We start from the raw sequence: 17,864 nt of genomic DNA, 5'->3' as shown, positions 1-17,864 counted from the left end.
ATGCCGCGTCAGGGACCGGGGAACACGCCCTTCGCCGCGGCGTTGTCGTCTCACAGGGAGATTGATCATGGCTGAGAAATTCGATCCCGCGCCGCATGACAAGCACGCCGTCGATCCGCGCGAGGCCGCGCGCCTGGATCGGGACACCGCGACGCAGCTCGACAAGGGACTGATGGACACGTTTCCGGCGTCGGATCCCGTGAGCCTGCAGCAACCCTCGACGACGCGCGTGAAGGGTGGCGAGACGCATGCAGACGACGATGATCCGCATGCTCCGTCGCTATGGGAGAAGGTGCGCTCGGTCTTTGCCCGCTGAACTAACAACATGGATGCCGGTCGCATTCGTCGCGTGATCCTCATCAGCCCGTAGTTATACGGCAGATGCCGTAGTCTTACGGGCTGCTGCCAAGCCGTGCCGAGAGGCCTCATTTCAGAGATAAATAAGATGTCCATGGGACTCTCGCACCGGCCGGAGAGTCCCGCGGAATGGACATTGGTGCGACCAGAGCAGATCTGAGCCGCCTGCCCGTGTGGGCGGCCGGCGTGCTTGCGCTCGTGTGCGGCGCCATCCTCGCTTTCAGCGGCTGGAGCGAGTGGGAGACGCGCAACAACGAACTGCGCAACGCCGAGATCGAGCTCGGCAATCTCGCCCGATCGTTGACGCAGCATGTCGAGGACACGTTCGAGCTGGCGGATTCGCTGCTTCGGGGTGTGGTGACGGCGCTGGAGCGGGACGAGGGAAAGCCCGACCGCATCGAGCGGCTGCAGTCGTTTCTGACTGCACGAAAAGCCACTCTCGGGCGGATCAGAGGAATCTTCGCCTACGACGAGACCGGGGCGTGGCTTGCCACCACCGAGGACGTCAATCTCGCCAACTACAACAATGCCGACCGCGACTACTTCGTTCACCACAGGGTCTCGGCCGACCGTTCGCTGCTGATCGCCCGCCCTGTCCAAAGCAAGTCCAGCGGGCAGTGGGTCATCACGCTGTCGCGGCGCTGGAATCGCGGCGATGGCCGGTTCGGTGGCGTCGTGCTCGCAACCATCGAGGTTGCTTATTTCTCTCAGTTCTATCGCAAGTTCGACGTCGGCCAACTCGGCACGATCAGCCTGGCGAACCGCGACGGATCCGTGCTCGCAGACAACGCCGATCCGGATCCGCAGATGCTCGGGCGCCCGATCCTCGAAACGATCCCATATCACCCCACGTCCGGCACCTTGCACTTCCGCCGTTTGGGTGAGCCGTCCGAGCGCCTCGGATTCTACCAGCACGCACAGCGCTATCCGTTCTTCATCCTGACGACACGTCTGGAGGCGGATGTCCTCGCCGCGTGGAAGCGCGATGCGCTCGTGCGCCTCGCGGTCCTCGTCGGCCTGATCGCACTGGTCGTCGCCATCGGCATCTTCCTCGTCAAGCAGCTGCTGCAGCGTCAGCAGCTGGCTGCGGCGCTGGCGGCCAAGGAGGTGAACTTCCGCCTGCTCGCCGAGGGCTCCAGCGACATCGTGACGCGTATCGAGCTCGACGAATGCATCGGCTACGTGTCGCCCTCCACCATGCGCGTGCTGGGCTGGCATCCGTCGCAGCTGCTGGGCAAGCGCGCGCTCTCCGGCGTGAATCCGCTCGATCGCCCGCAGCTTCAGGAGATCCTCGATCAGCTCAGGAAAGGCGTGGTCGACGAGGCGCGCGCGACCTACCGCATGCGCCGGCGCGACAAGTCCGAGATCTGGGTCGAAGCCACGATCCGGGCCACGCGCAGACCGGACGGCGAGCTCGACGGATTCGTCGCGGTCACCCGCGACGTGACGCAGCAGAAGACGTTGCAGGGGCGGCTCGAGACGCTGGCGATCGAGGATGGCCTCACCGGGCTCGCCAACCGTCGCCGGTTCGACGAGCGGCTGCTGGAGGAGTGGGGCAGGGCCTACCGCGACAAGACCTCGCTGGCGCTCTTGATGATCGACATCGACCACTTCAAGGCGTTCAACGACACCTATGGTCATCCGGCGGGCGACGAGTGTCTGCACACGGTCGCCGGCATTCTCGCCGACGAGGCGCAGCGCAGCGCGGACATGGCGGCCCGCTACGGCGGCGAGGAGTTCGCCATCCTGCTGCCGAACACCGACGCCGGGGGATGTGCCCGGCTCGGCGAGCGCATCAGGCGGGCGCTGCACGCGGCGCGCATCACCCACGAGCACAATCCGCCGGGCATCGTGACTGCGAGCATCGGCGGCGCCATCTGCCGCCCGGGATTCGAGCGATCGGCCGGTCCGGCCTCGCTGGTCGAGGCGGCCGACCGCGCGCTCTACGCCGCCAAGGACGGCGGTCGTGACCGCGTGGTCCTGGCCGGCGAGGTGATCGACCTGCCGTCCAGCAACGCGCCGGCGACCGTTCCGGCCTGAGATCGCTCCGTCGTCAGTAGTGCGGCGGCGGCTCATTGCGCGCCCCCTCGGCGTTGCCCTGCGCGTCCTCGAGCCGTTCCACCAGCAGCGCCATCTGCCGCTTCAACGCGTCGATCTCGCGCCATTGCGCGGTGATGGTCTGGTTCAGCGTCTCGATCGTGTCGTCCTGGAACGCCAGCCGCATCTCCAGCGTGTCGATCCGCTCGCTCAATTCCTGGTTCGACTGCTCAGAGCTGCTCATCGCTCCCGCCCTCCGCGTTGTCTTGGATCGCAGCCGCCGCCTGCACCTGCAGGCCGTGGCCGAGCGCGACCCGCTCGTCGAACACGAAGCAACCGCCGCGCCAGCGGCTCTCGGCTTCCGGGACGTCCTCGAGATATCGGAGGATGCCGCCCTTGAGGTGGTAGACCTCGGAAAAGCCGCGCGCCAGCAGCAGCGCGCTCGCCTTTTCGCAGCGGATGCCGCCGGTGCAGAACATCGCGATCCGCTTGTGCCTGCCAGGATCGAGCGCCGTCGCCACGAAATCCTTGAACTGGCCAAAGCTTGTCAGGCCGGGATCGATGGCGCCTTCGAACGTCCCCATCGCGACCTCGAACGCATTGCGTGTGTCGAGCACGACCGTATCGGGCGAGGCGATCAGCGCGTTCCAATCGGCGGCACTGACATAGGTCCCGACCTGCCGGGTTGGATCGGCGGTGGGATCGCCGAGCGTCACGATCTCCCGCTTCAGCCGGACCTTGAGGCGCTGGAACGGCATGGCCGCGGCCTGCGAGTATTTCAGCTCCAGATTGTCGAGGCGGCCTGAAAACAGCGTCCCCTGACGAAGCTCGTCGATCAGCCCGGCGATCGCTTCGGCCGATCCGGCCACGGTTGCGTTGATGCCCTCCTCGGCGAGCAGGATGCTGCCCTTGATGCCGCGCGCGGCGCAGAACGCCTGGAGTGGCGCGCGAAGGGCGCGGAAATCCGGCAGGGCGACGAACTGATAGAAGGCGGCGACGGTCAGCGGCATGCGGCCGTTTACCAGCAGAGCTGACCATAGAAAAGCTGGTATCCCCGGCCATTGCCGAGGCCGGAAGGAATGTGCCATGTAGCTGGCCAGGGCTGGCATTATGGCCACCACACGATCACGCAGCGAGCAACGATGAGAAGCTTCCACTTTCCCGGCAGGTCCACGGTCCACGCCCAGAACGGCATGATCGCAACCTCGCACCCGCAGGCCGCGCTGGCCGGGATCGAGGTGCTGCGTGCCGGCGGTACCGCTGCGGACGCCGCGGTGGCGGCCTGCGCCCTGCTCGGCGTGATCGAGCCGCAATCGACCGGCATCGGCGGCGACTGCTTCGCATTGGTACAGCCCAAGGGCGAGGGCCGGATCATGGCCTATAACGGCTCCGGCCGGGCCCCGGCCGCGGCCACCGTGGACTGGTACCTCGAGCGCAAGATCCATTCGGTGCCGCTGACCTCGGCCCATGCCGTCTCGGTGCCGGGCGCGATCGATGCCTGGGACCGCATCCTGCGCGACCATGGCCGGCTCGGGCTCGACCGGCTGCTGCAGCCCGCGATCCGCGCTGCCGAGGATGGCTACGTGGTGGCGCCGCGGGTCGGCTTCGACTGGAACAACCAGTTCGAGAAGCTCAGGAACGGCACCAACACCGCGCGCTATCTGCTGCCGCATGGCAGGCCGGCGGCTGCGGGCGACGTGATCCGCCAGCCGGAGCTGGCGCAGACGCTGCGCGTCATCGCCAAGGACGGGCCGAAGGGCTTCTACACCGGCGCCGTCGCCGAGGACATGGTGCAGACCCTGCGCGGCATCGGCGGCTTGCACACGCTGGAGGATTTCGCCAACCACCAGACCGAGGTGACCTCGCCGATCGGCACCACCTACAAGGACTACGACGTCTGGCAGTGCCCGCCGAACGGCCCGGGCATCACCATGCTGGTGATGCTCAACATCCTGTCGCGCTTCGACCTGACGCGGATCGCGCCGCTCAGCATCGAGCGCTTCCACCTCGAGGCCGAGGCGGCCCGCATCGCCTACATGATGCGCGAGCAGCACATCGGCGATCCCCAGCACATGACCACCGAAGTGGCGAGCATCCTCGCCAAGGAGTTCGCCGACGAGTACATCTCGCAGATCAGCCTCGACAAGCTGCTCGATCTGCCGAATGTCGCGCCGCCGATGAACCCGGAGACGGTCTACATCACGGTGGTCGACCGCGACCGCAACGTCTGCTCCTTCATCAACTCGATCGCGCATTCGTTCGGCTCGGCCATCGTTTCCAACGAGACCGGCGTGCTGCTGCAGAACCGCGCCGGCGGCTTCCGCATCCAGCCCGATCATCCGAACTGCATCGGTCCGGGCAAGCGCCCGCTGCACACCATCATCCCGGCGCTCGCGACCAAGGCCGGCCGCGCCCAGATGTCGTTCGGCGTCATGGGCGGACAGTATCAGCCGGTCGGCCAGACCCACGTGCTGACCAACATCCTCGACTATGGCTGCGACGTGCAGGAAGCGATCGATATGGCCAGGGGTCTGCACTACGAGGGCGTCTATCAGCTCGAGGACGGCGTGCCGGCCGAGGTGGTCGAAGGACTGCAGAAGATCGGCCACAAGACCAGCAAGGTGGTCTCGCCGCTCGGCGGCGGCCAGGCGATCTGGATCGATTGGGACAAGGGCACGCTCACCGGCGGCTCCGATCCGCGCAAGGACGGCTGCGCGCTGGGGTACTGAGGCGGTCGAGATTCTTGCTGCTACACACACCGCTACAGCCTCACACTCCTACAGCCTCACACTCCGCTGTCGTCCCGGCCTTGAGCCGGGACCCATATCCCCAGGGAGCGGTTTGAGGCACTCTGGCCATTGGCTTTGTTGCTCCTCACTTCGGCTGCGGCGTATGGATCCCGGATCGGCGCCGCGGCGCGCTGGCGCGCGTCGCGGCTTGTCCGGGACGACAGCGGTGGTGTTGGCGGCGCGACGACTCGAACGGTGAAGAGCATGAAAAGGCGTTCTCGCGGCTGATGACGCCCGAGTTGTCCGATGAGTTCGTCCCTCGCAAGAATGCAGAGGGCGCAGGGAATGCCGGGTGAGGGCCTCACCCATGGCCCGCCTGCGAAAAGAATGCAGGCGGCAGGTACCACAGGCAAAGCCGGTCATCCGGCATTCCCTGCGCGACGGTCTTCACGCTTATACGCAGTCTCCCTGGTGCGCCGGGCTTGTTGGCCACCATAACGACAATGCGCTTGCGCGCACTGCGCGTGACACCAGCGTCGGGGTGTCAGGACGCTGCGACTTCACGTCCGCGAGCGATCGTTCGTCCGCGCCCTCGTGAGAAGACGCTGCGATCTCTCGCGGCCATCGCATCCCCACCTCGCGTGTCGTGACGATCGCGCGCAACGCCCCTCTGCGGTGAGGCGGGATGGCGACAGACAGTCATGATTTCCGATAAAGCGCAAGTAATTTATTTTTTTCAGAATATGACTGCCGGCCCGCGGCGCGATCCGGCCGCATCTCGGGCAGGCTGGTCACCGGCGCCGGCATGGGCTAAACCGCGGCTCCCGTGAACGAGCAGAGGCAGTCTGAAGCATGCGGCGTCTGATGGATCGAAGAGTTGCGCTGGTGACAGTGGCGTCAGCCGCGGCCGGCGCCGTGCTGGGCTCCCATGCGGCCTCGGCACAGACCAGTTCCGCCAAACCGACAGGAAAGACCATGACCACTCCCTCCGGACTGCAGATCATCGACACCCAGGAAGGCACCGGCGCGACGCCGGCGCGCGGCCAGACCTGCGTGATGCACTACACCGGCTGGCTCTATGAGAACGGCCAGAAGGGCAAGAAATTCGACTCCTCGGTCGACCGCAACGAGCCGTTCGAATTCCCGATCGGGATGAAGCGCGTGATCGCGGGCTGGGACGAGGGCGTCGCGTCGATGAAGGTCGGCGGCAAGCGCACGCTGATCATTCCGCCCGAGCTCGGCTACGGCGCTCGCGGCGCCGGCGGCGTGATCCCGCCGAATGCGACGCTGATGTTCGATGTCGAACTGCTGGGCGTGAAGTAGAACGCGCCAGATTCAAAATTCGCCTTGGGAAGTTTGAGTCGCAGTGTTGCGGCTCGCTGGGTGCAACCTCGCCCCGCCTGCGGGGAGACGTCGGATTGCATCGACAGATGCAATCCGGGTGTGGGTAAAGCGGCCGCCCGCAGGGCGGCGGCGTGCCCACCATCGTGTCGGCAGAGGCTGTGGTGAGACCGTGGGCATGGCGCCATTGCGGTTTCGGACGAGTTGATAGTTCGGTCGCGCCTTTGCCCACCCTACATTCTAACAGACGCCCGCAAAAAAAAACGGCCCCCGAAGGGGCCGGTTTCGTCGTCTCGCTTCCGGCTGATCAGCAGCGGGTCTTCAAAGACCCGCGCTCATCTCGCTCAGAGATTCTTGTTGGTCGCGGCGGCCGTCTCGTTCACGGCGTCCTTGGTGGCCTGCTTGGCATCACCCATGGCCTTCTGGCCCTTGCCCTTGACTTCCTGGATCACGCCTTCGCCCTGCAGGCGGTCGGAGCCGGTGGCTTCGCCGATGCCCTGCTTGGCCTTGCCGATCGCCTCGTTGGCCGTGCCCTTGATCTTGTCGGTGGTCGCACCCATGATGTCTCTCCTCCTTCGTGACTGAACTGCCGGGACAACGCGCCTCCCCGCGAAAGGTTCGCCGGGAACCCGAATGGCCTTGCCGCGGCAATTTGACTAAGGTGCCATTGGTCCCGTCATTCCGCGGTGCTGCCGTGCCGTGGTTCCGTCGCTCCAAGATTTTGTCGTTCCAACTGGTTCCCTCTGCGAGACAACAAGCATCATGTCAGGTTCTCACGATCACGCGCACGGCCACTCCCACGATCATGGCGACGAGCGCTGGAAGCACGATGGCGTGCGCGTCATTCCCGGCAATCAGCTGGACTCCAACGTGCCGTCGACGCCGGGCATGGACCGCAAGGCCGCGATCAACTTCGCGCGCGTCGGAGCGCAGAAATTGTGGGCCGGCACGGTGACCATCAAGCCGGACGCCAAGACCGGCGCGCATCATCACGGTCATCTCGAAAGCGTGATCTTCGTGGTGAAGGGCAAGGCGCGGATGCGCTGGGGCGACCGGCTGCAGTTCACCGCCGAAGCCGGTCCCGGCGACTTCATCTTCGTGCCGCCCTACGTGCCGCATCAGGAGATCAACGCCAGCGCTGACGAGGTGCTGGAATGCGTGCTGGTGCGCAGCGACGGCGAGGCGGTCGCCATCAACATCGACATCGAGCCGGTCGAGAAGCCGGAGACGGTGCTGTGGATCGACCCGGTGCACCGCGACCCGGCCGAGACGAAGTCCTGACGTTGATGTGACGTTCTAGAAAATGGCGAGGCCATCTTGCGACGGCCTCGCCATGGCGGGAGCGGCTGTACCGCTCCCTCGGCGCGCGCGGCAGGGGCGACCGTCACGCGCGCTTTGCTGATTGATCGTCAGGCCGCTGCGCCGGCTCGCCACCACACCGTAAACCACCTTCAGCCCCGAGCCGTTGTGCAGGATGCGGTTCAGCAAAGTGGTCTTCCCAGCCCCGGGGAAGCCGGACAAGACCGTGACGAGGAGTTTGCGCATCGAGATCGAACAGCCTCTTCAGGGGGAGGGGGCGCCGACGAGCGGGCATGTTGCCTCGTAAGTTATGTTATAACATAACATTTGCCGAAGTGGCGCGAGGTGTCAAGGGGAAGGGAGTGACGAAGGTGTGAGCGATGGGACCGTGCGTGATTGGTCCCGGCCGCTTGCGAAAAGCCAGCCCTGTCGTCCCCGCGAACGCGGGGACCCATACCGCGTGATCTCCGAAACAAGGCAGGCGGCACGTTCAGCGCGCATCACTGAATTCGGCGGCTATGGATCTGCGTCCGCCGACGCGTTGCGTCGCGTCCGATTGTGAAGGCCAGCCGCCCGTTCTGGTGAACGACCATCGACACACCAGTCGCCAAGATTGCCTTTGGAAAGCGCAACTACCTCGACAGAAACGCGGTGCCGGCCGGACCGGTGGTGACCGACATCGACAGTGCGCCGGGAGCGATGTTCCAGTTGGTGGCGTTCAGGATCAGCGTGTTGAACACCATGGTGACGCTGTTGCTGCTGACGTTGGAGACCGAGTTGATGGTGACGTTGCGGCTCGGGAGATAGATCAGGCCGGTGAAGGACGAGCCGCTGGTGCCGTTGATCGGTAACTGAGAGGTCGACAGCCCCGTGGGTTCGTACATCAGGATGTTGGCGTAGGTGCCGGTGGTCGGCGCGGAAAGATTGGCAGTGACGTTGCCGTTGAAGGTGATCGATCCGCCGGAATCAGCGAAGTAGAAGGTCACGCCGGTCCCGTTCACCGTCCAGCCCGAGTTGAAAATGAAGGGCGAGCCCTTGATGACATAGAGACCCGGGTTCAGCGTCAGCGTCCCCGTGCCGTTGAGGGTGACGCCGCCGCAATAGACGCCCGGATCGAGAGAGGCGGTGCCACCATTCTTGATGACGTTGGACGAGACCGTGCAGGTGGTGCTCGGAGTCGGCAGCTTGCCGGCGAACGGATCGGCGATCGCCGCACAACCGGTTTCGACCGGCGGCGTGACGCCGCCGTTCTTGGTGACGTTGTTGCCCTTGACGCAGATGCGCTTGACGTTCAGCGTCGCGTTGAACATGACGGCCGGGGTCTGCGTCGACAGCACGTGCACCTCGCAGGTCGGCGCATTGAGCTGCGCGCCCGAATTGACCAGCAGCGATTGCGAGTTGATCGTGCTGACGAGCAGGATGCAGACCGGCGACCTGCTCTGTGCGCCGGCCTTCGCCGTACCGGATGCGCTGACGCCCAGCGACGACATCCCCATCACGTTCAGGAACGAGGTCTTCACCGATGTCGAGGCCTGGCCGGTCAGCGTGCCGTCGCTGTTGGCGGTGAAGGTGGCGGTCGGCGTGGTGTCGAACCTGCCCTTGTAGCTCGCGGAGAAGACCGAGCTTGCGGTCGAGACCTGCAGGCCGCTGGCCTGGGTGACGCCGGCGAGCACCGCCGCGTCGACCGACTTCTGCAACTGCGCCTTGACATCGCCGGTCTTGGCGAAATCGACGGCGGCGCCGACCGATACCAGGATCGGAACGAGCGCAACGGCGAAGATCCCGCTGATCTGGCCGTCCCGGGCGTCCCAGAACCGGCGTGACAGACTGCGAAGAGCTTTGGATGAGATCGGTGCGGGCATGTGCGACGCTTCCTGCTGATGGCTGTCTGAGGCTCGACGCCGGCAGATGCGAGCCTTCCGCTGCGAGGAAGCACGGTGAGACCTTACCGCAGACTGAATCCGGTTCCACAAAGGAACCCGAACACGGATGCGCGGGAGCTCAAGGTTATCAGTCCATTTTCGGAGTCGGCGAGAGCTGGCCGTTGGCACCACTCGCTGGTAGCGCCGACACGAATTGCTTGTATTTGGCGGTGGTCGTCGGACAACTGATGAGTTGCAAGTCGCTGGATTGCGCTCGTCGATCGACGCGGCTCAAGCCGACGCGCGCCAGATCCTGCCCGAGAGCACGCGGCAGCACACCAGCGCGTAGACGACGAGGGACAGCGTGACCATTGCGGCGAGCGAGGCCATGCCGCCGCCAAACCAGACGATCGCGAGATAGCCGCCACCGGCCGCAATCAGCACGCGCAGGGTGGAGCCGACGAACGGCCATAGCACGTGACCCGCGCCCTGTCCGGCAAAGGACAGCACGAAGCCGAAGCCGAGCGCGGTGTAGGCCGGGGCCACGGTCCGCAGATAAATTGTGCCCTCGTGCAGTACGTCGGCGTCGTGGCTGAACAGGCCGAGCCAGAGCGGCGGATACAGCGCCACGATCAGGCCGATGGTCCCGACCAGTGCCGCGCCCGTCAGCGCGCTGATCCAGGCAATGCGGCGGGCGCGCGCGCCGTGGCCGGCGCCGACATTGATGCCGACCATGGTCAGCGTCGCCGTGCACAGTCCGAACAGGATCGGGATCATGATGTAGTCGAGCCGCGAGGCGATGCCATAGGCGGCGAGCTCCGAGGTGCCGAAGCGGCCGGCGAGCGCGGTCACCAGGATCACGGTGAGATTGACCAGGACGGCGTTGAGCGCCGTCGGCAGCCCGACCTTGAGAATGTCGGCGAACAGCCGGACCTGCAGCCGGGCGACGCGCACATGCAGGCTGGAGCGGCCCGAGGCCATATAGCGCACGAGCACCAGCATGGCGCCGCAGTAATACAGCCCGAAGGCGATGCCGGCGCCGGCGATGCCGAGGCCCGGCAGCGGCCCGAGGCCGAAGATCAGCAGCGGCGAGGCGGGGATCATCACCAGCGCGCCGACCAGGGTGACGAGCGCCGGCACGCGCACATTGCCGGCGCCGCGCAGCGCCGCCGCCTGCAGATTGACGATCCATACCGGAATGGCGCCGGCGAACAGATAGTTGGAATAGCTGAGCGCGGCGTCCAGCGCGCCGGCGCGACCGCCGAGCGCGTGATACAGCGCAGGACCCAGCAGCGTGGTCGCGAGCGTGAACAGGCCACCGGCGACGACCGCGAGCACGATGGCATGAAACGCGATCGCGTCGGCATCGCCGGTGCGGCCGCCGCCGACGGCGCGCGCCACCGCCGAGGAGACGCCGCTGCCGATGCCGCCGTTCGACATCATCGTCATCAGCATGAAGATCGGAAACACCAGCGCGACGCCCGCCAGCGCATCGGTGCCGAGGAAGCCGACGTAATAGGCTTCGGCGACGTTGACGGCCGTCTGCGCCACCAGCACGGTCATGGTCGGCAGCGCCAGTCGGAACAAGGTCGGCAGCACCGGGCCGGAGAGCAGCGCGGCGCGGGCCGAGGCGCCTTCGGCGCGCGGCGGATCGGACGCCGGGGCGAGAGGGGGCGAACGCGGCGCCTCCGGAGCCAACATGGCGCTGTGCCGGGTCTCGCGGGTCGCCTGGGTGGAAACGTCCATCGGATTCTCCGCGCGCCTGGCGAGCCATTGCGTTGGATGACGATCATCATCCAATAGGACCGCCGCCATGCGCCGGTCAAGGAGACCTTGGCGCAGGCCGATCATGAATTTTTGATGGAGCGGGGCTGGTCTGATCGTCGCATGAAGGTCGCTAATAATGGATGCGCAGGCCGATGCCGCCGTGGATGGTGGTGCCGACCGGCTGCGGGCCGAGCGTGCCGTTGACGAACAAATCGGCGATCCAGCCCTGGGGCAGGCGGAAGCCGAGCCGGCCGCCATATTCGAACCAGCCCTGGTTGCCCATGGTCGGCGTCACCGTGCCGTTGCCGGTCACGGCGGCGACGATGCCGGACTTCGTGGCGAACGACTGCACGTAGCCGCCGTTGATGTTGGCCTCGATGCTGGAGCCGAACAGATGCGTCCACTGGCCGCCGAGCTTGACCAGGCTGGTGCGGTCGGTGCCGCCGGCAATCGACGCATCGAACGGGTTGAAGGCCGCGGCGGGATCGCGGTAGCCGGCCACGCTCTGCCACAGCTGCCACAGCTCGACCGAGGCCGCGAGCTCGTCGCGCGGCGACATCCGGCTGATCCAGCCGGCGCGGCCATAGACCGCATAGTTCGACGCCGTGGTGGTGCCGTCGACCGTGACGTTGCCGAGGCTGGTCGTGTAGCTGCGGCCGTAGCGCACGCGCTCATAGGGCGTCAGGATCGTGCCGAGATCGAAGAACGGCCGCGACGAGCCCCAGTCGGTGAAATCGTAGCGCAAGGCGAAGGCGCCGATCGGCGCCGACGTCACGTGGTAGCCGTTCTCGTTGTAATGCGTGTAGGCGAGGCCGGCGAGCAGCGCCAGATTGTTGGTGAGCTGCTTGCGGCCATGAATGCCGGCCGAGAACGAGCCGGCCGAGCCGAACGCGCTGATGCAGTCGTTGCAATTGACCTGCTCGTTGACGCCGAGCAGCACCAGCCCGAGCACGCGGTTGGTGATCATCTGGTTGAGGCGCTGGTCGGCGAGGCCGTTGATGGTGCCGGCGCTGTTTCCCGCGCCGGTGGGCGAGGGGGACGGTGTCGGCGTGATCGAAGGCGTCGGTGTCGGCGTGGGCGTTGCGGTGGGCGTCGGCGTCGCGGTCGGCGATGAGCTTGGTGAGGGCGTCGGTGTCGGGCACAGCGCCGCCGCGAAGGTCTCGACGTTGCAACTGCTCTGCGCGGCGGCCGGCACGGCCTGCAAGGCGAGCGCCAGCCATCCGCCGGCGATGGCCAGCATCAGGAAAGCGAAACCGCCTGCGCGCGTCGCCATCGTCATCGCCCGCACAGAATGCCGGTGAAGTCCTGCGGCGGCGCGCTGCTGGCGAGATCGGTGACCGTGCAAAGGCCCGATGTCGACGCGCAGGTCGCGGCAAAGCTCCAGGACGGATTGTTGGTCTTCCTGATCGCGCTCCTGCCCTGGCCCGCGGCGGTGATGATCGCGGTGTCGCCGGGCTGGGTCAGCTCGAGGCATTGGAAGGTGAGGGTGCAGACCCGCGCAGCGCCCTCCTGCAGCACGACCATGGTCTGGCCGCGCTGCGAGCGGATGTCGAGGATGGTGCCGCGCACGCCGATGGTCGCCAGCGGGGTGTTGATCTTGTAGGCGGCCTTCTCGGAATGGCCGGTGACGAAGCGGAACGCGCCGGTGCCGAGCCGGATCGCGATGTCGCGATAGCTGGTCTCGTCGTTGAAGACGGTGCGGTCGAGCGTCAGGGTTGCGTTGGCGCTGAGCGAGAGATTGGTGCTGTCGATCATCACGAGACGCGCCGCGCTGTCGTTGCCGGTGCGCACCGTCTCGTTGCGCACGACGCCATCGCCGACACTGATCGGGCTGGTCGACGCGCCCGCGATGCGCAGCACGTCCTTCTGCACCAGCACGGCCTCGCCGATGCGGCTGTCGGCGCGCGCGTCCGCGATGCAGAGCATCGTGGCGGCCGCAATCGCAGCAACGCATGTTCGGCGACGCAGACTCATATCCACACCGAAGATTGGTCCCCGGTCAATCTAGCCGAACACGGCTCGCGAGGTTGTTGTAAATTGGACACAAGTTTGCCTCGATGCACGCTCGGTGTTTAGTTGCGCTCACCACGAGATCAGTTCAATCGCATGGCCACGAAGGTATCCGCTGCTCGCTACGACGATGACGACGACGCCGACGATGCGGCGCCGGACGGCGCCGTGTCGGTTCGCCGCTCGCTGCTGACGGCGCTGCTGATCTTTGCGATCGCCCACGTCCTGCTGATGGTCGGGCTGGCGGCGCCGCCGAAATTCGTGTTCGACGAGGTGCACTACGTGCCGGCGGCGCGGCAGATGCTTGGCCTTGCGCCCGTGACGCCGCAGCTCAACCCGATGCATCCGCCGCTCGCCAAGGAGCTGATCGCGCTGTCGATCAGGACATTCGGCGACAATGCGTTTGCATGGCGCTATCCCGGTACCGTGCTCGGCGCGCTCGCCGTCGTCGCGATCTATCTGTGCGGCCTGGCGCTGTTCGCGGCACAACTGCCGGCCATCACGGCGGCGCTGCTCGCCTTCTTCAACCAGATGCTGTTCGTGCAGGCGCGCACGGCGATGCTCGACATCGGCGCGCTCGGCTTCAGCCTGCTTGCGATCGCGGCGTTCCTGTTCAGCTTCCGGCAGCGACGGCCGCAATTCGCCCTGGCGCTCGCGGGCGCGCTGTTCGGGCTTGCGGTCGCATGCAAATGGAGTGGGCTGTTTCCGCTGCTGACCGCGCTTGTCATCGTCGCCCTGATCAAGCTGCTGCAGCATTGGCAGACCTCGTTCGGGGATCCCGAGCCGACCGATTGGTATCAACCCGAGCAGTGGCCGCAATTGAGCTGGGCGCACATCCTGCTGTGCCTCGTCGTGATGCCGGCTGTCTGCTATCTCGCGACGTTCGTGCCGCTGCACGGCCTGTCGGTCACGGCGATCTTCGAAGCGCAACGGCGCATCTTTGCCGACAGCGTCACCACGGCGATCGCCGGCCACACCTATATGAGCGCTTGGCCGAGCTGGCCGTTGCTCGTCCGCCCGGTATGGTTCCTGTTCGACAAGGTGAGCGACGCTGACATCGCCGCCGTGGTGCTGCTCGGCAATCCGCTGGTGCTATGGCCGGCGCTTCCAGCGCTCGCCGTCTGCGTCCGGGATTTCGTCGCAACGCGCAGCGCGGCGGCGTTCCTGATCCTGGCGTTCTATCTCGGCTGCTATCTGCCCTGGGCGCTGCTGCCACGCGCGCTGAGCTTTCTCTACTACTATCTGCCGTCGGCGACGCTGGCGAGCCTTGCGCTCGTCCACGTGCTGATGCGTTTTCCGCGCTGGGTGATGTGGACCTATGTCGCGGTCGCGATCCTGGGCTTCATCGTGATGCTGCCGGTCAGCGCCGCCTTCATCGGCACGACGATGCAGACCTTCACCCGGCTGATGCTGTTTCAGAGCTGGATCTGATCACGCAAAAAAGCGCCCCGCCGCCGGGGACCATCGGCAGGCAGGGCGAAACGCGCGGCGGAGCGCTCACTTCGCCGCGGTTTTGGTGTCCATGTTCACGACCTGGACCCGGCGGTTGAGCGGATCGGCGGGGTTGGCTGCATCCTTCAGCTTGGTCTTGCCATAGCCGACGGTGACGAGGTCCTGGCCGGTGAGGCCGTGTTTCTCGACCAGATAGCGCTTGATGGTGTCGGCGCGCCGCTCGGACAGATCCTGGTTGAAGCTGTCGCCGCCGATGCCGTCGGTGTGGCCGGCGACCACGAAGGTCGAGCCTTTCAGGTTCGGGTCGGACAACGCCTTGCCGAGTTCCTGGACGGCCGGCATCGACGCCTTGCTGATGTCAGCCGAGTTGTAGTCGAACTGGATCTCGAGATCGATCTTCGGCTTGGTCGCGGCGAGCTCGGCGATCTGCTCGCGCTCACCGAGCGACAGTGAGCGCGTCTTGCGGTTGCGCATGCTGTCGATGAAGGCCGATTGCTTCGCCTGCGTCGCCGCATCGACCGGCGGAGTTGCCTGCGGTCCGACCGAGATGCCGCGGGTGGCGGATTTCGGCTTCAGCGCGTTCAGGATCTGGTCGGCGGACACGGCCTCGCCCGCGAGAGCCGTGGCCGCGCTCATCGCCAGCACGGCGGAAAACGCCGCCGCCCGTACTGCAAAATGTCCAAAATACTGGGTCATCGTCGTCGTCCTCGGGTCGTCATGGCCCTATGGCCATTGGATGCGTGGACGATAGAACCGGTTCAAAGGTTTCGAATGTGATCGGGGTCACGCACGCGCCGTCATCCGCTGCGAGGCCAACGGAACTTCCCCCCGCTGCCACGTTGTCGCAAAGCCATCGGCGCTGGGCCGGTCTACGAACAACAAATCGGCCAGATGCGGTTCTACCGGATATCCAACGCCGAAAAAAAATCGCAAACGGGAGCAGCACGAAACGCACAAGGCGAATTGAGTTCAAGAAACGCAAACAGAAAAGCAAAGCCGTGTTCAACTCATCACCCAGGCGCGACTACCAGTCCAATCGGGCGGGCAGCCAGGACCAGACCGGATCCAGCAGTTCCATGTCGACCCTGCTCGGGGCCGGCATCATCGCTGCAGCCATTCTGTTGTCGACGCTGATCACGGCCGTCGGCAATCGCTATGTCGGCTTCGAAAGTCCCGCCGAGGATACGGCCTGGCTGGTCGACCGCCTGACCGGCCGCGTCTACAAGTGCCGTGCGCCTGATCCGGGCCGCGCCAGCTGCAAGGCCGAGACCGCCACCGGCAGCATTCCGGAGAAGGCCAAGCCGTAGGTTCCGGGAATGGATCCGGCGGATCGATTGCGGTTGCGGACGCACGGCCGAATCTCGCACGATTGCGCGGTCATGCCCGCCGTTCCCACGCCCATCCCGCTCTCCAAGACCGCGGCGCGCCGGCTCTGGCTGCGCGCCCAGCGCCTCGATTCCGAGGCGCCGTTCGGCACCGGCCCTGAAGCCGTCGCCGCCGCCGTCGCGCATCTCGGCTATGTGCAGATCGATACGATCAACGTGATCGAGCGCTGCCATCACCACATCCTGTTCAGCCGCATCCCCGCCTATCGGCGTGCCGATCTCAGGCAGGCGCAGAGCGCAGACAAGACCGTATTCGAATATTGGACGCATGCGCTCGCTTACGTGCCGTCGCAGGATTTTCGCTACTTCGTGCCGGCGATGCGGCGCTACCGCCGCGAGGGACACCGCTGGCTGCAGACGGTGAAGCCCGAGGACTCGCGAAAGGTGCTGCGGCTGATCCGCCAGGGCGGCGCGCTGACGATCCGCGACATCGACGACGACGTGCTGCGGGAGAAGGACCACGCCTGGGCGAGCCGCAAGCCGTCGAAGCGGGCGCTGCAGCTCGGCTTCTACGAAGGCGTGCTGACGGTGTCAGGCCGCGACGGCATGCTCAAGACCTACGACCTCACGACGCGGCATTTCGGCTGGGACCGGCTGCCGAAGGGCGCGACCGAGCGTGAGATCGCGGCCTACCTGCTCGACCGCGGCCTGCGCGCGCAAGGCATCGTCAGCCTCGACTCGCTCTGCCATCTCGACGCGCAGCGCAAGGCGGACGTGCGCCGGATCATCGAGTCGAGGGTCCGGCGCGGCGAGCTGGTGCCGGTGGCGCTGGAGGGCGCCGGCAAGCAGGAGCATTGGGCCATGCCGGCTGCGCTGGAGGAGCCGGTCGAGATCGACCCCGCGCGTGTGCACATCCTGTCGCCGTTCGATCCGCTGATCATCCAGCGCAAGCGGACGAAGGCGATCTTTGACTACACGCATTTGTTCGAGGCCTATGTGCCCAAGGAGAAGCGCCAGCTCGGCTATTTCGCCTTGCCGGTGCTGGTCGGCGAGGAGATCGTCGCGGCGCTGGATCTCAAGACCGACCGGCAGAACGGCAAGCTCCTGATGCAGAAATGGAGCTGGGTCGGCACGGGCAGGGCGGCGCGGGGTGCGGTGCGCAAGGACCTGAAGCGGCAGATCGAGGACGAGCTGCACCGGTTTCAGCGGTTTCAGCTCGGCGACTGACGCGCTTGCGCGAACGCAGTGGTGGCCCGATCGATGCCGACGCCCAGTAAAATGCCGGCGGCATAGGCGACGATATTCCACAGCGAGAAGATGCGTCCGAGCAGCAGCGCGCCGGTCAGCGTCAGGCGGAAGCCGTCCAGCCATGGCGCGTGGATCAGCCGGCTGGCCTCGACGAGCACGGCGACCGCAAGGGCGAGCAGACCGAGTAGCCGCCAGGACAGGCGGGGCAGCAGCGCCACGAGCAACGCGTAGACCATCGTCGCCCACAGCAGCGAGCCGCCATACTTGACGATAAAGGGGGGAAGTCCGAGGCCGCGCCCGTAGATCCGCAAGGCAAGCCCAAGCGTGATGACGATCACGGTCACGCTGAGCGCCATGGCCGCGCGGCGACGCTTGTCAGCTGAGGCCGGCGTTCCGGGCGACGACGTCGTCATGCGCGAGCCGTGCCCCGGCGGTAC

Annotated in this window: 18 protein-coding genes; 8 read left to right on the top strand and 10 right to left on the bottom strand. The window is 66.1% G+C overall.

Annotated elements, in window-relative coordinates:
- Positions 1-67: 67 nt before the first annotated feature.
- Positions 68-316: a hypothetical protein gene (locus S58_RS27825; protein WP_015668744.1), complete on the top strand. Its 249-nt coding sequence runs from the start codon at positions 68-70 to the stop codon at positions 314-316.
- A gap of 170 nt (positions 317-486) precedes the next feature.
- On the top strand, positions 487-2,397 hold the full coding sequence (locus S58_RS27820; RefSeq protein WP_015668743.1) for a diguanylate cyclase: 1,911 nt from the start codon (positions 487-489) through the stop codon (positions 2,395-2,397).
- Positions 2,398-2,410: 13 nt separating this feature from the next.
- Here the strand turns inward: S58_RS27820 and S58_RS27815 are convergent, their stop codons facing one another.
- Together S58_RS27815 and trhO are read right to left on the bottom strand one after the other, a co-directional pair.
- On the bottom strand, positions 2,411-2,638 hold the full coding sequence (locus S58_RS27815; RefSeq protein ID WP_015668742.1) for a SlyX family protein: 228 nt from the start codon (positions 2,636-2,638) through the stop codon (positions 2,411-2,413).
- Complete coding sequence (gene trhO, locus S58_RS27810; protein WP_015668741.1) at positions 2,625-3,404, bottom strand: oxygen-dependent tRNA uridine(34) hydroxylase TrhO; 780 nt, start codon at positions 3,402-3,404, stop codon at positions 2,625-2,627. Before trhO ends, S58_RS27815 begins: the two co-directional genes overlap by 14 nt.
- A 132-nt stretch (positions 3,405-3,536) precedes the next feature.
- Here trhO and ggt point away from each other — a divergent pair, with 132 nt between their 5' ends.
- Complete coding sequence (gene ggt, locus S58_RS27805) at positions 3,537-5,123, top strand: gamma-glutamyltransferase (protein ID WP_015668740.1); 1,587 nt, start codon at positions 3,537-3,539, stop codon at positions 5,121-5,123.
- Positions 5,124-5,975: 852 nt separating this feature from the next.
- Positions 5,976-6,446 carry an FKBP-type peptidyl-prolyl cis-trans isomerase gene (locus S58_RS27800; RefSeq protein WP_244440649.1) on the top strand — a complete coding sequence of 157 codons (471 nt, stop codon included), beginning with the start codon at positions 5,976-5,978 and terminating at the stop codon, positions 6,444-6,446.
- A gap of 362 nt (positions 6,447-6,808) precedes the next feature.
- Here S58_RS27800 and S58_RS27795 read toward each other — a convergent pair whose 3' ends face one another.
- On the bottom strand, positions 6,809-7,024 hold the full coding sequence (locus S58_RS27795) for a CsbD family protein (RefSeq protein WP_015668738.1): 216 nt from the start codon (positions 7,022-7,024) through the stop codon (positions 6,809-6,811).
- Between the two features lie 202 nt (positions 7,025-7,226).
- Here S58_RS27795 and S58_RS27790 point away from each other — a divergent pair, with 202 nt between their 5' ends.
- A complete protein-coding gene (locus tag S58_RS27790) occupies positions 7,227-7,745 on the top strand; it encodes a cupin domain-containing protein (RefSeq protein WP_042340268.1) in 519 nt (172 codons plus the stop codon).
- Positions 7,746-7,760: 15 nt separating this feature from the next.
- Here S58_RS27790 and S58_RS39480 read toward each other — a convergent pair whose 3' ends face one another.
- From S58_RS39480 to S58_RS27765, 5 genes are all read right to left on the bottom strand, one after another.
- A complete protein-coding gene (locus S58_RS39480; RefSeq protein WP_015668736.1) occupies positions 7,761-8,009 on the bottom strand; it encodes a GTP-binding protein in 249 nt (82 codons plus the stop codon).
- Positions 8,010-8,395: 386 nt separating this feature from the next.
- Positions 8,396-9,625 carry a TadE/TadG family type IV pilus assembly protein gene (locus S58_RS27780; RefSeq protein ID WP_015668735.1) on the bottom strand — a complete coding sequence of 410 codons (1,230 nt, stop codon included), beginning with the start codon at positions 9,623-9,625 and terminating at the stop codon, positions 8,396-8,398.
- Between the two features lie 291 nt (positions 9,626-9,916).
- Positions 9,917-11,371, bottom strand: coding sequence for an MATE family efflux transporter (locus S58_RS27775; protein ID WP_015668734.1), 1,455 nt, complete (start codon positions 11,369-11,371; stop codon positions 9,917-9,919).
- A 151-nt stretch (positions 11,372-11,522) separates the two neighbouring features.
- Positions 11,523-12,671, bottom strand: coding sequence for a hypothetical protein (locus tag S58_RS27770; RefSeq protein WP_042340267.1), 1,149 nt, complete (start codon positions 12,669-12,671; stop codon positions 11,523-11,525).
- Positions 12,668-13,366 (bottom strand): FecR family protein, encoded by a 699-nt coding sequence (locus S58_RS27765; protein WP_042340266.1) that lies wholly within the window; start codon positions 13,364-13,366, stop codon positions 12,668-12,670. Before S58_RS27765 ends, S58_RS27770 begins: the two co-directional genes overlap by 4 nt.
- 132 nt (positions 13,367-13,498) lie before the next feature.
- Between S58_RS27765 and S58_RS27760 the strand changes: the two genes are divergently transcribed.
- On the top strand, positions 13,499-14,833 hold the full coding sequence (locus S58_RS27760) for a phospholipid carrier-dependent glycosyltransferase (RefSeq protein WP_015668730.1): 1,335 nt from the start codon (positions 13,499-13,501) through the stop codon (positions 14,831-14,833).
- 66 nt (positions 14,834-14,899) lie between these two features.
- Here S58_RS27760 and S58_RS27755 read toward each other — a convergent pair whose 3' ends face one another.
- Positions 14,900-15,550, bottom strand: a complete 651-nt coding sequence (locus tag S58_RS27755) for an OmpA family protein (protein WP_015668729.1) — start codon at positions 15,548-15,550, stop codon at positions 14,900-14,902.
- Positions 15,551-15,930: 380 nt separating this feature from the next.
- Here S58_RS27755 and S58_RS27750 point away from each other — a divergent pair, with 380 nt between their 5' ends.
- Both S58_RS27750 and S58_RS27745 read left to right on the top strand, forming a co-directional pair.
- The gene (locus S58_RS27750) at positions 15,931-16,161 is read left to right on the top strand and encodes a hypothetical protein (RefSeq protein ID WP_015668728.1); all 231 of its coding nucleotides are present in this window, start codon (positions 15,931-15,933) and stop codon (positions 16,159-16,161) included.
- Between the two features lie 72 nt (positions 16,162-16,233).
- Positions 16,234-17,406 (top strand): winged helix-turn-helix domain-containing protein, encoded by a 1,173-nt coding sequence (locus S58_RS27745; protein WP_042340973.1) that lies wholly within the window; start codon positions 16,234-16,236, stop codon positions 17,404-17,406.
- Here S58_RS27745 and S58_RS27740 read toward each other — a convergent pair.
- Positions 17,391-17,840: a ribosomal maturation YjgA family protein gene (locus S58_RS27740; RefSeq protein WP_042340972.1), complete on the bottom strand. Its 450-nt coding sequence runs from the start codon at positions 17,838-17,840 to the stop codon at positions 17,391-17,393. The two genes, S58_RS27745 and S58_RS27740, sit on opposite strands and share 16 nt — an antisense overlap.
- Positions 17,841-17,864 lie beyond the last annotated feature (24 nt).

The organism is Bradyrhizobium oligotrophicum S58 (assembly GCF_000344805.1).
GTDB lineage: Bacteria > Pseudomonadota > Alphaproteobacteria > Rhizobiales > Xanthobacteraceae > Bradyrhizobium > Bradyrhizobium oligotrophicum.
Note: the sequence above shows the minus strand (reverse complement) of the source record. Positions and strands in the feature narration are given on the sequence as shown.

Coding starts and splice junctions, on each gene's coding strand:
- S58_RS27750 (WP_015668728.1), top strand. CDS start 15,931: ATGTCGACCCTGCTCGGGGCCGGCATCATCGCTGCAGCCATTCTGTTG.
- S58_RS27780 (WP_015668735.1), bottom strand. CDS start 9,625: ATGCCCGCACCGATCTCATCCAAAGCTCTTCGCAGTCTGTCACGCCGG.
- S58_RS27745 (WP_042340973.1), top strand. CDS start 16,234: ATGCCCGCCGTTCCCACGCCCATCCCGCTCTCCAAGACCGCGGCGCGC.
- S58_RS27795 (WP_015668738.1), bottom strand. CDS start 7,024: ATGGGTGCGACCACCGACAAGATCAAGGGCACGGCCAACGAGGCGATC.
- S58_RS27770 (WP_042340267.1), bottom strand. CDS start 12,671: ATGACGATGGCGACGCGCGCAGGCGGTTTCGCTTTCCTGATGCTGGCC.
- S58_RS27775 (WP_015668734.1), bottom strand. CDS start 11,371: ATGGACGTTTCCACCCAGGCGACCCGCGAGACCCGGCACAGCGCCATG.
- ggt (WP_015668740.1), top strand. CDS start 3,537: ATGAGAAGCTTCCACTTTCCCGGCAGGTCCACGGTCCACGCCCAGAAC.
- S58_RS27825 (WP_015668744.1), top strand. CDS start 68: ATGGCTGAGAAATTCGATCCCGCGCCGCATGACAAGCACGCCGTCGAT.
- S58_RS27760 (WP_015668730.1), top strand. CDS start 13,499: ATGGCCACGAAGGTATCCGCTGCTCGCTACGACGATGACGACGACGCC.
- trhO (WP_015668741.1), bottom strand. CDS start 3,404: ATGCCGCTGACCGTCGCCGCCTTCTATCAGTTCGTCGCCCTGCCGGAT.
- S58_RS39480 (WP_015668736.1), bottom strand. CDS start 8,009: ATGCGCAAACTCCTCGTCACGGTCTTGTCCGGCTTCCCCGGGGCTGGG.
- S58_RS27815 (WP_015668742.1), bottom strand. CDS start 2,638: ATGAGCAGCTCTGAGCAGTCGAACCAGGAATTGAGCGAGCGGATCGAC.
- S58_RS27820 (WP_015668743.1), top strand. CDS start 487: ATGGACATTGGTGCGACCAGAGCAGATCTGAGCCGCCTGCCCGTGTGG.
- S58_RS27740 (WP_042340972.1), bottom strand. CDS start 17,840: ATGACGACGTCGTCGCCCGGAACGCCGGCCTCAGCTGACAAGCGTCGC.
- S58_RS27755 (WP_015668729.1), bottom strand. CDS start 15,550: ATGACCCAGTATTTTGGACATTTTGCAGTACGGGCGGCGGCGTTTTCC.
- S58_RS27800 (WP_244440649.1), top strand. CDS start 5,976: ATGCGGCGTCTGATGGATCGAAGAGTTGCGCTGGTGACAGTGGCGTCA.
- S58_RS27790 (WP_042340268.1), top strand. CDS start 7,227: ATGTCAGGTTCTCACGATCACGCGCACGGCCACTCCCACGATCATGGC.
- S58_RS27765 (WP_042340266.1), bottom strand. CDS start 13,366: ATGAGTCTGCGTCGCCGAACATGCGTTGCTGCGATTGCGGCCGCCACG.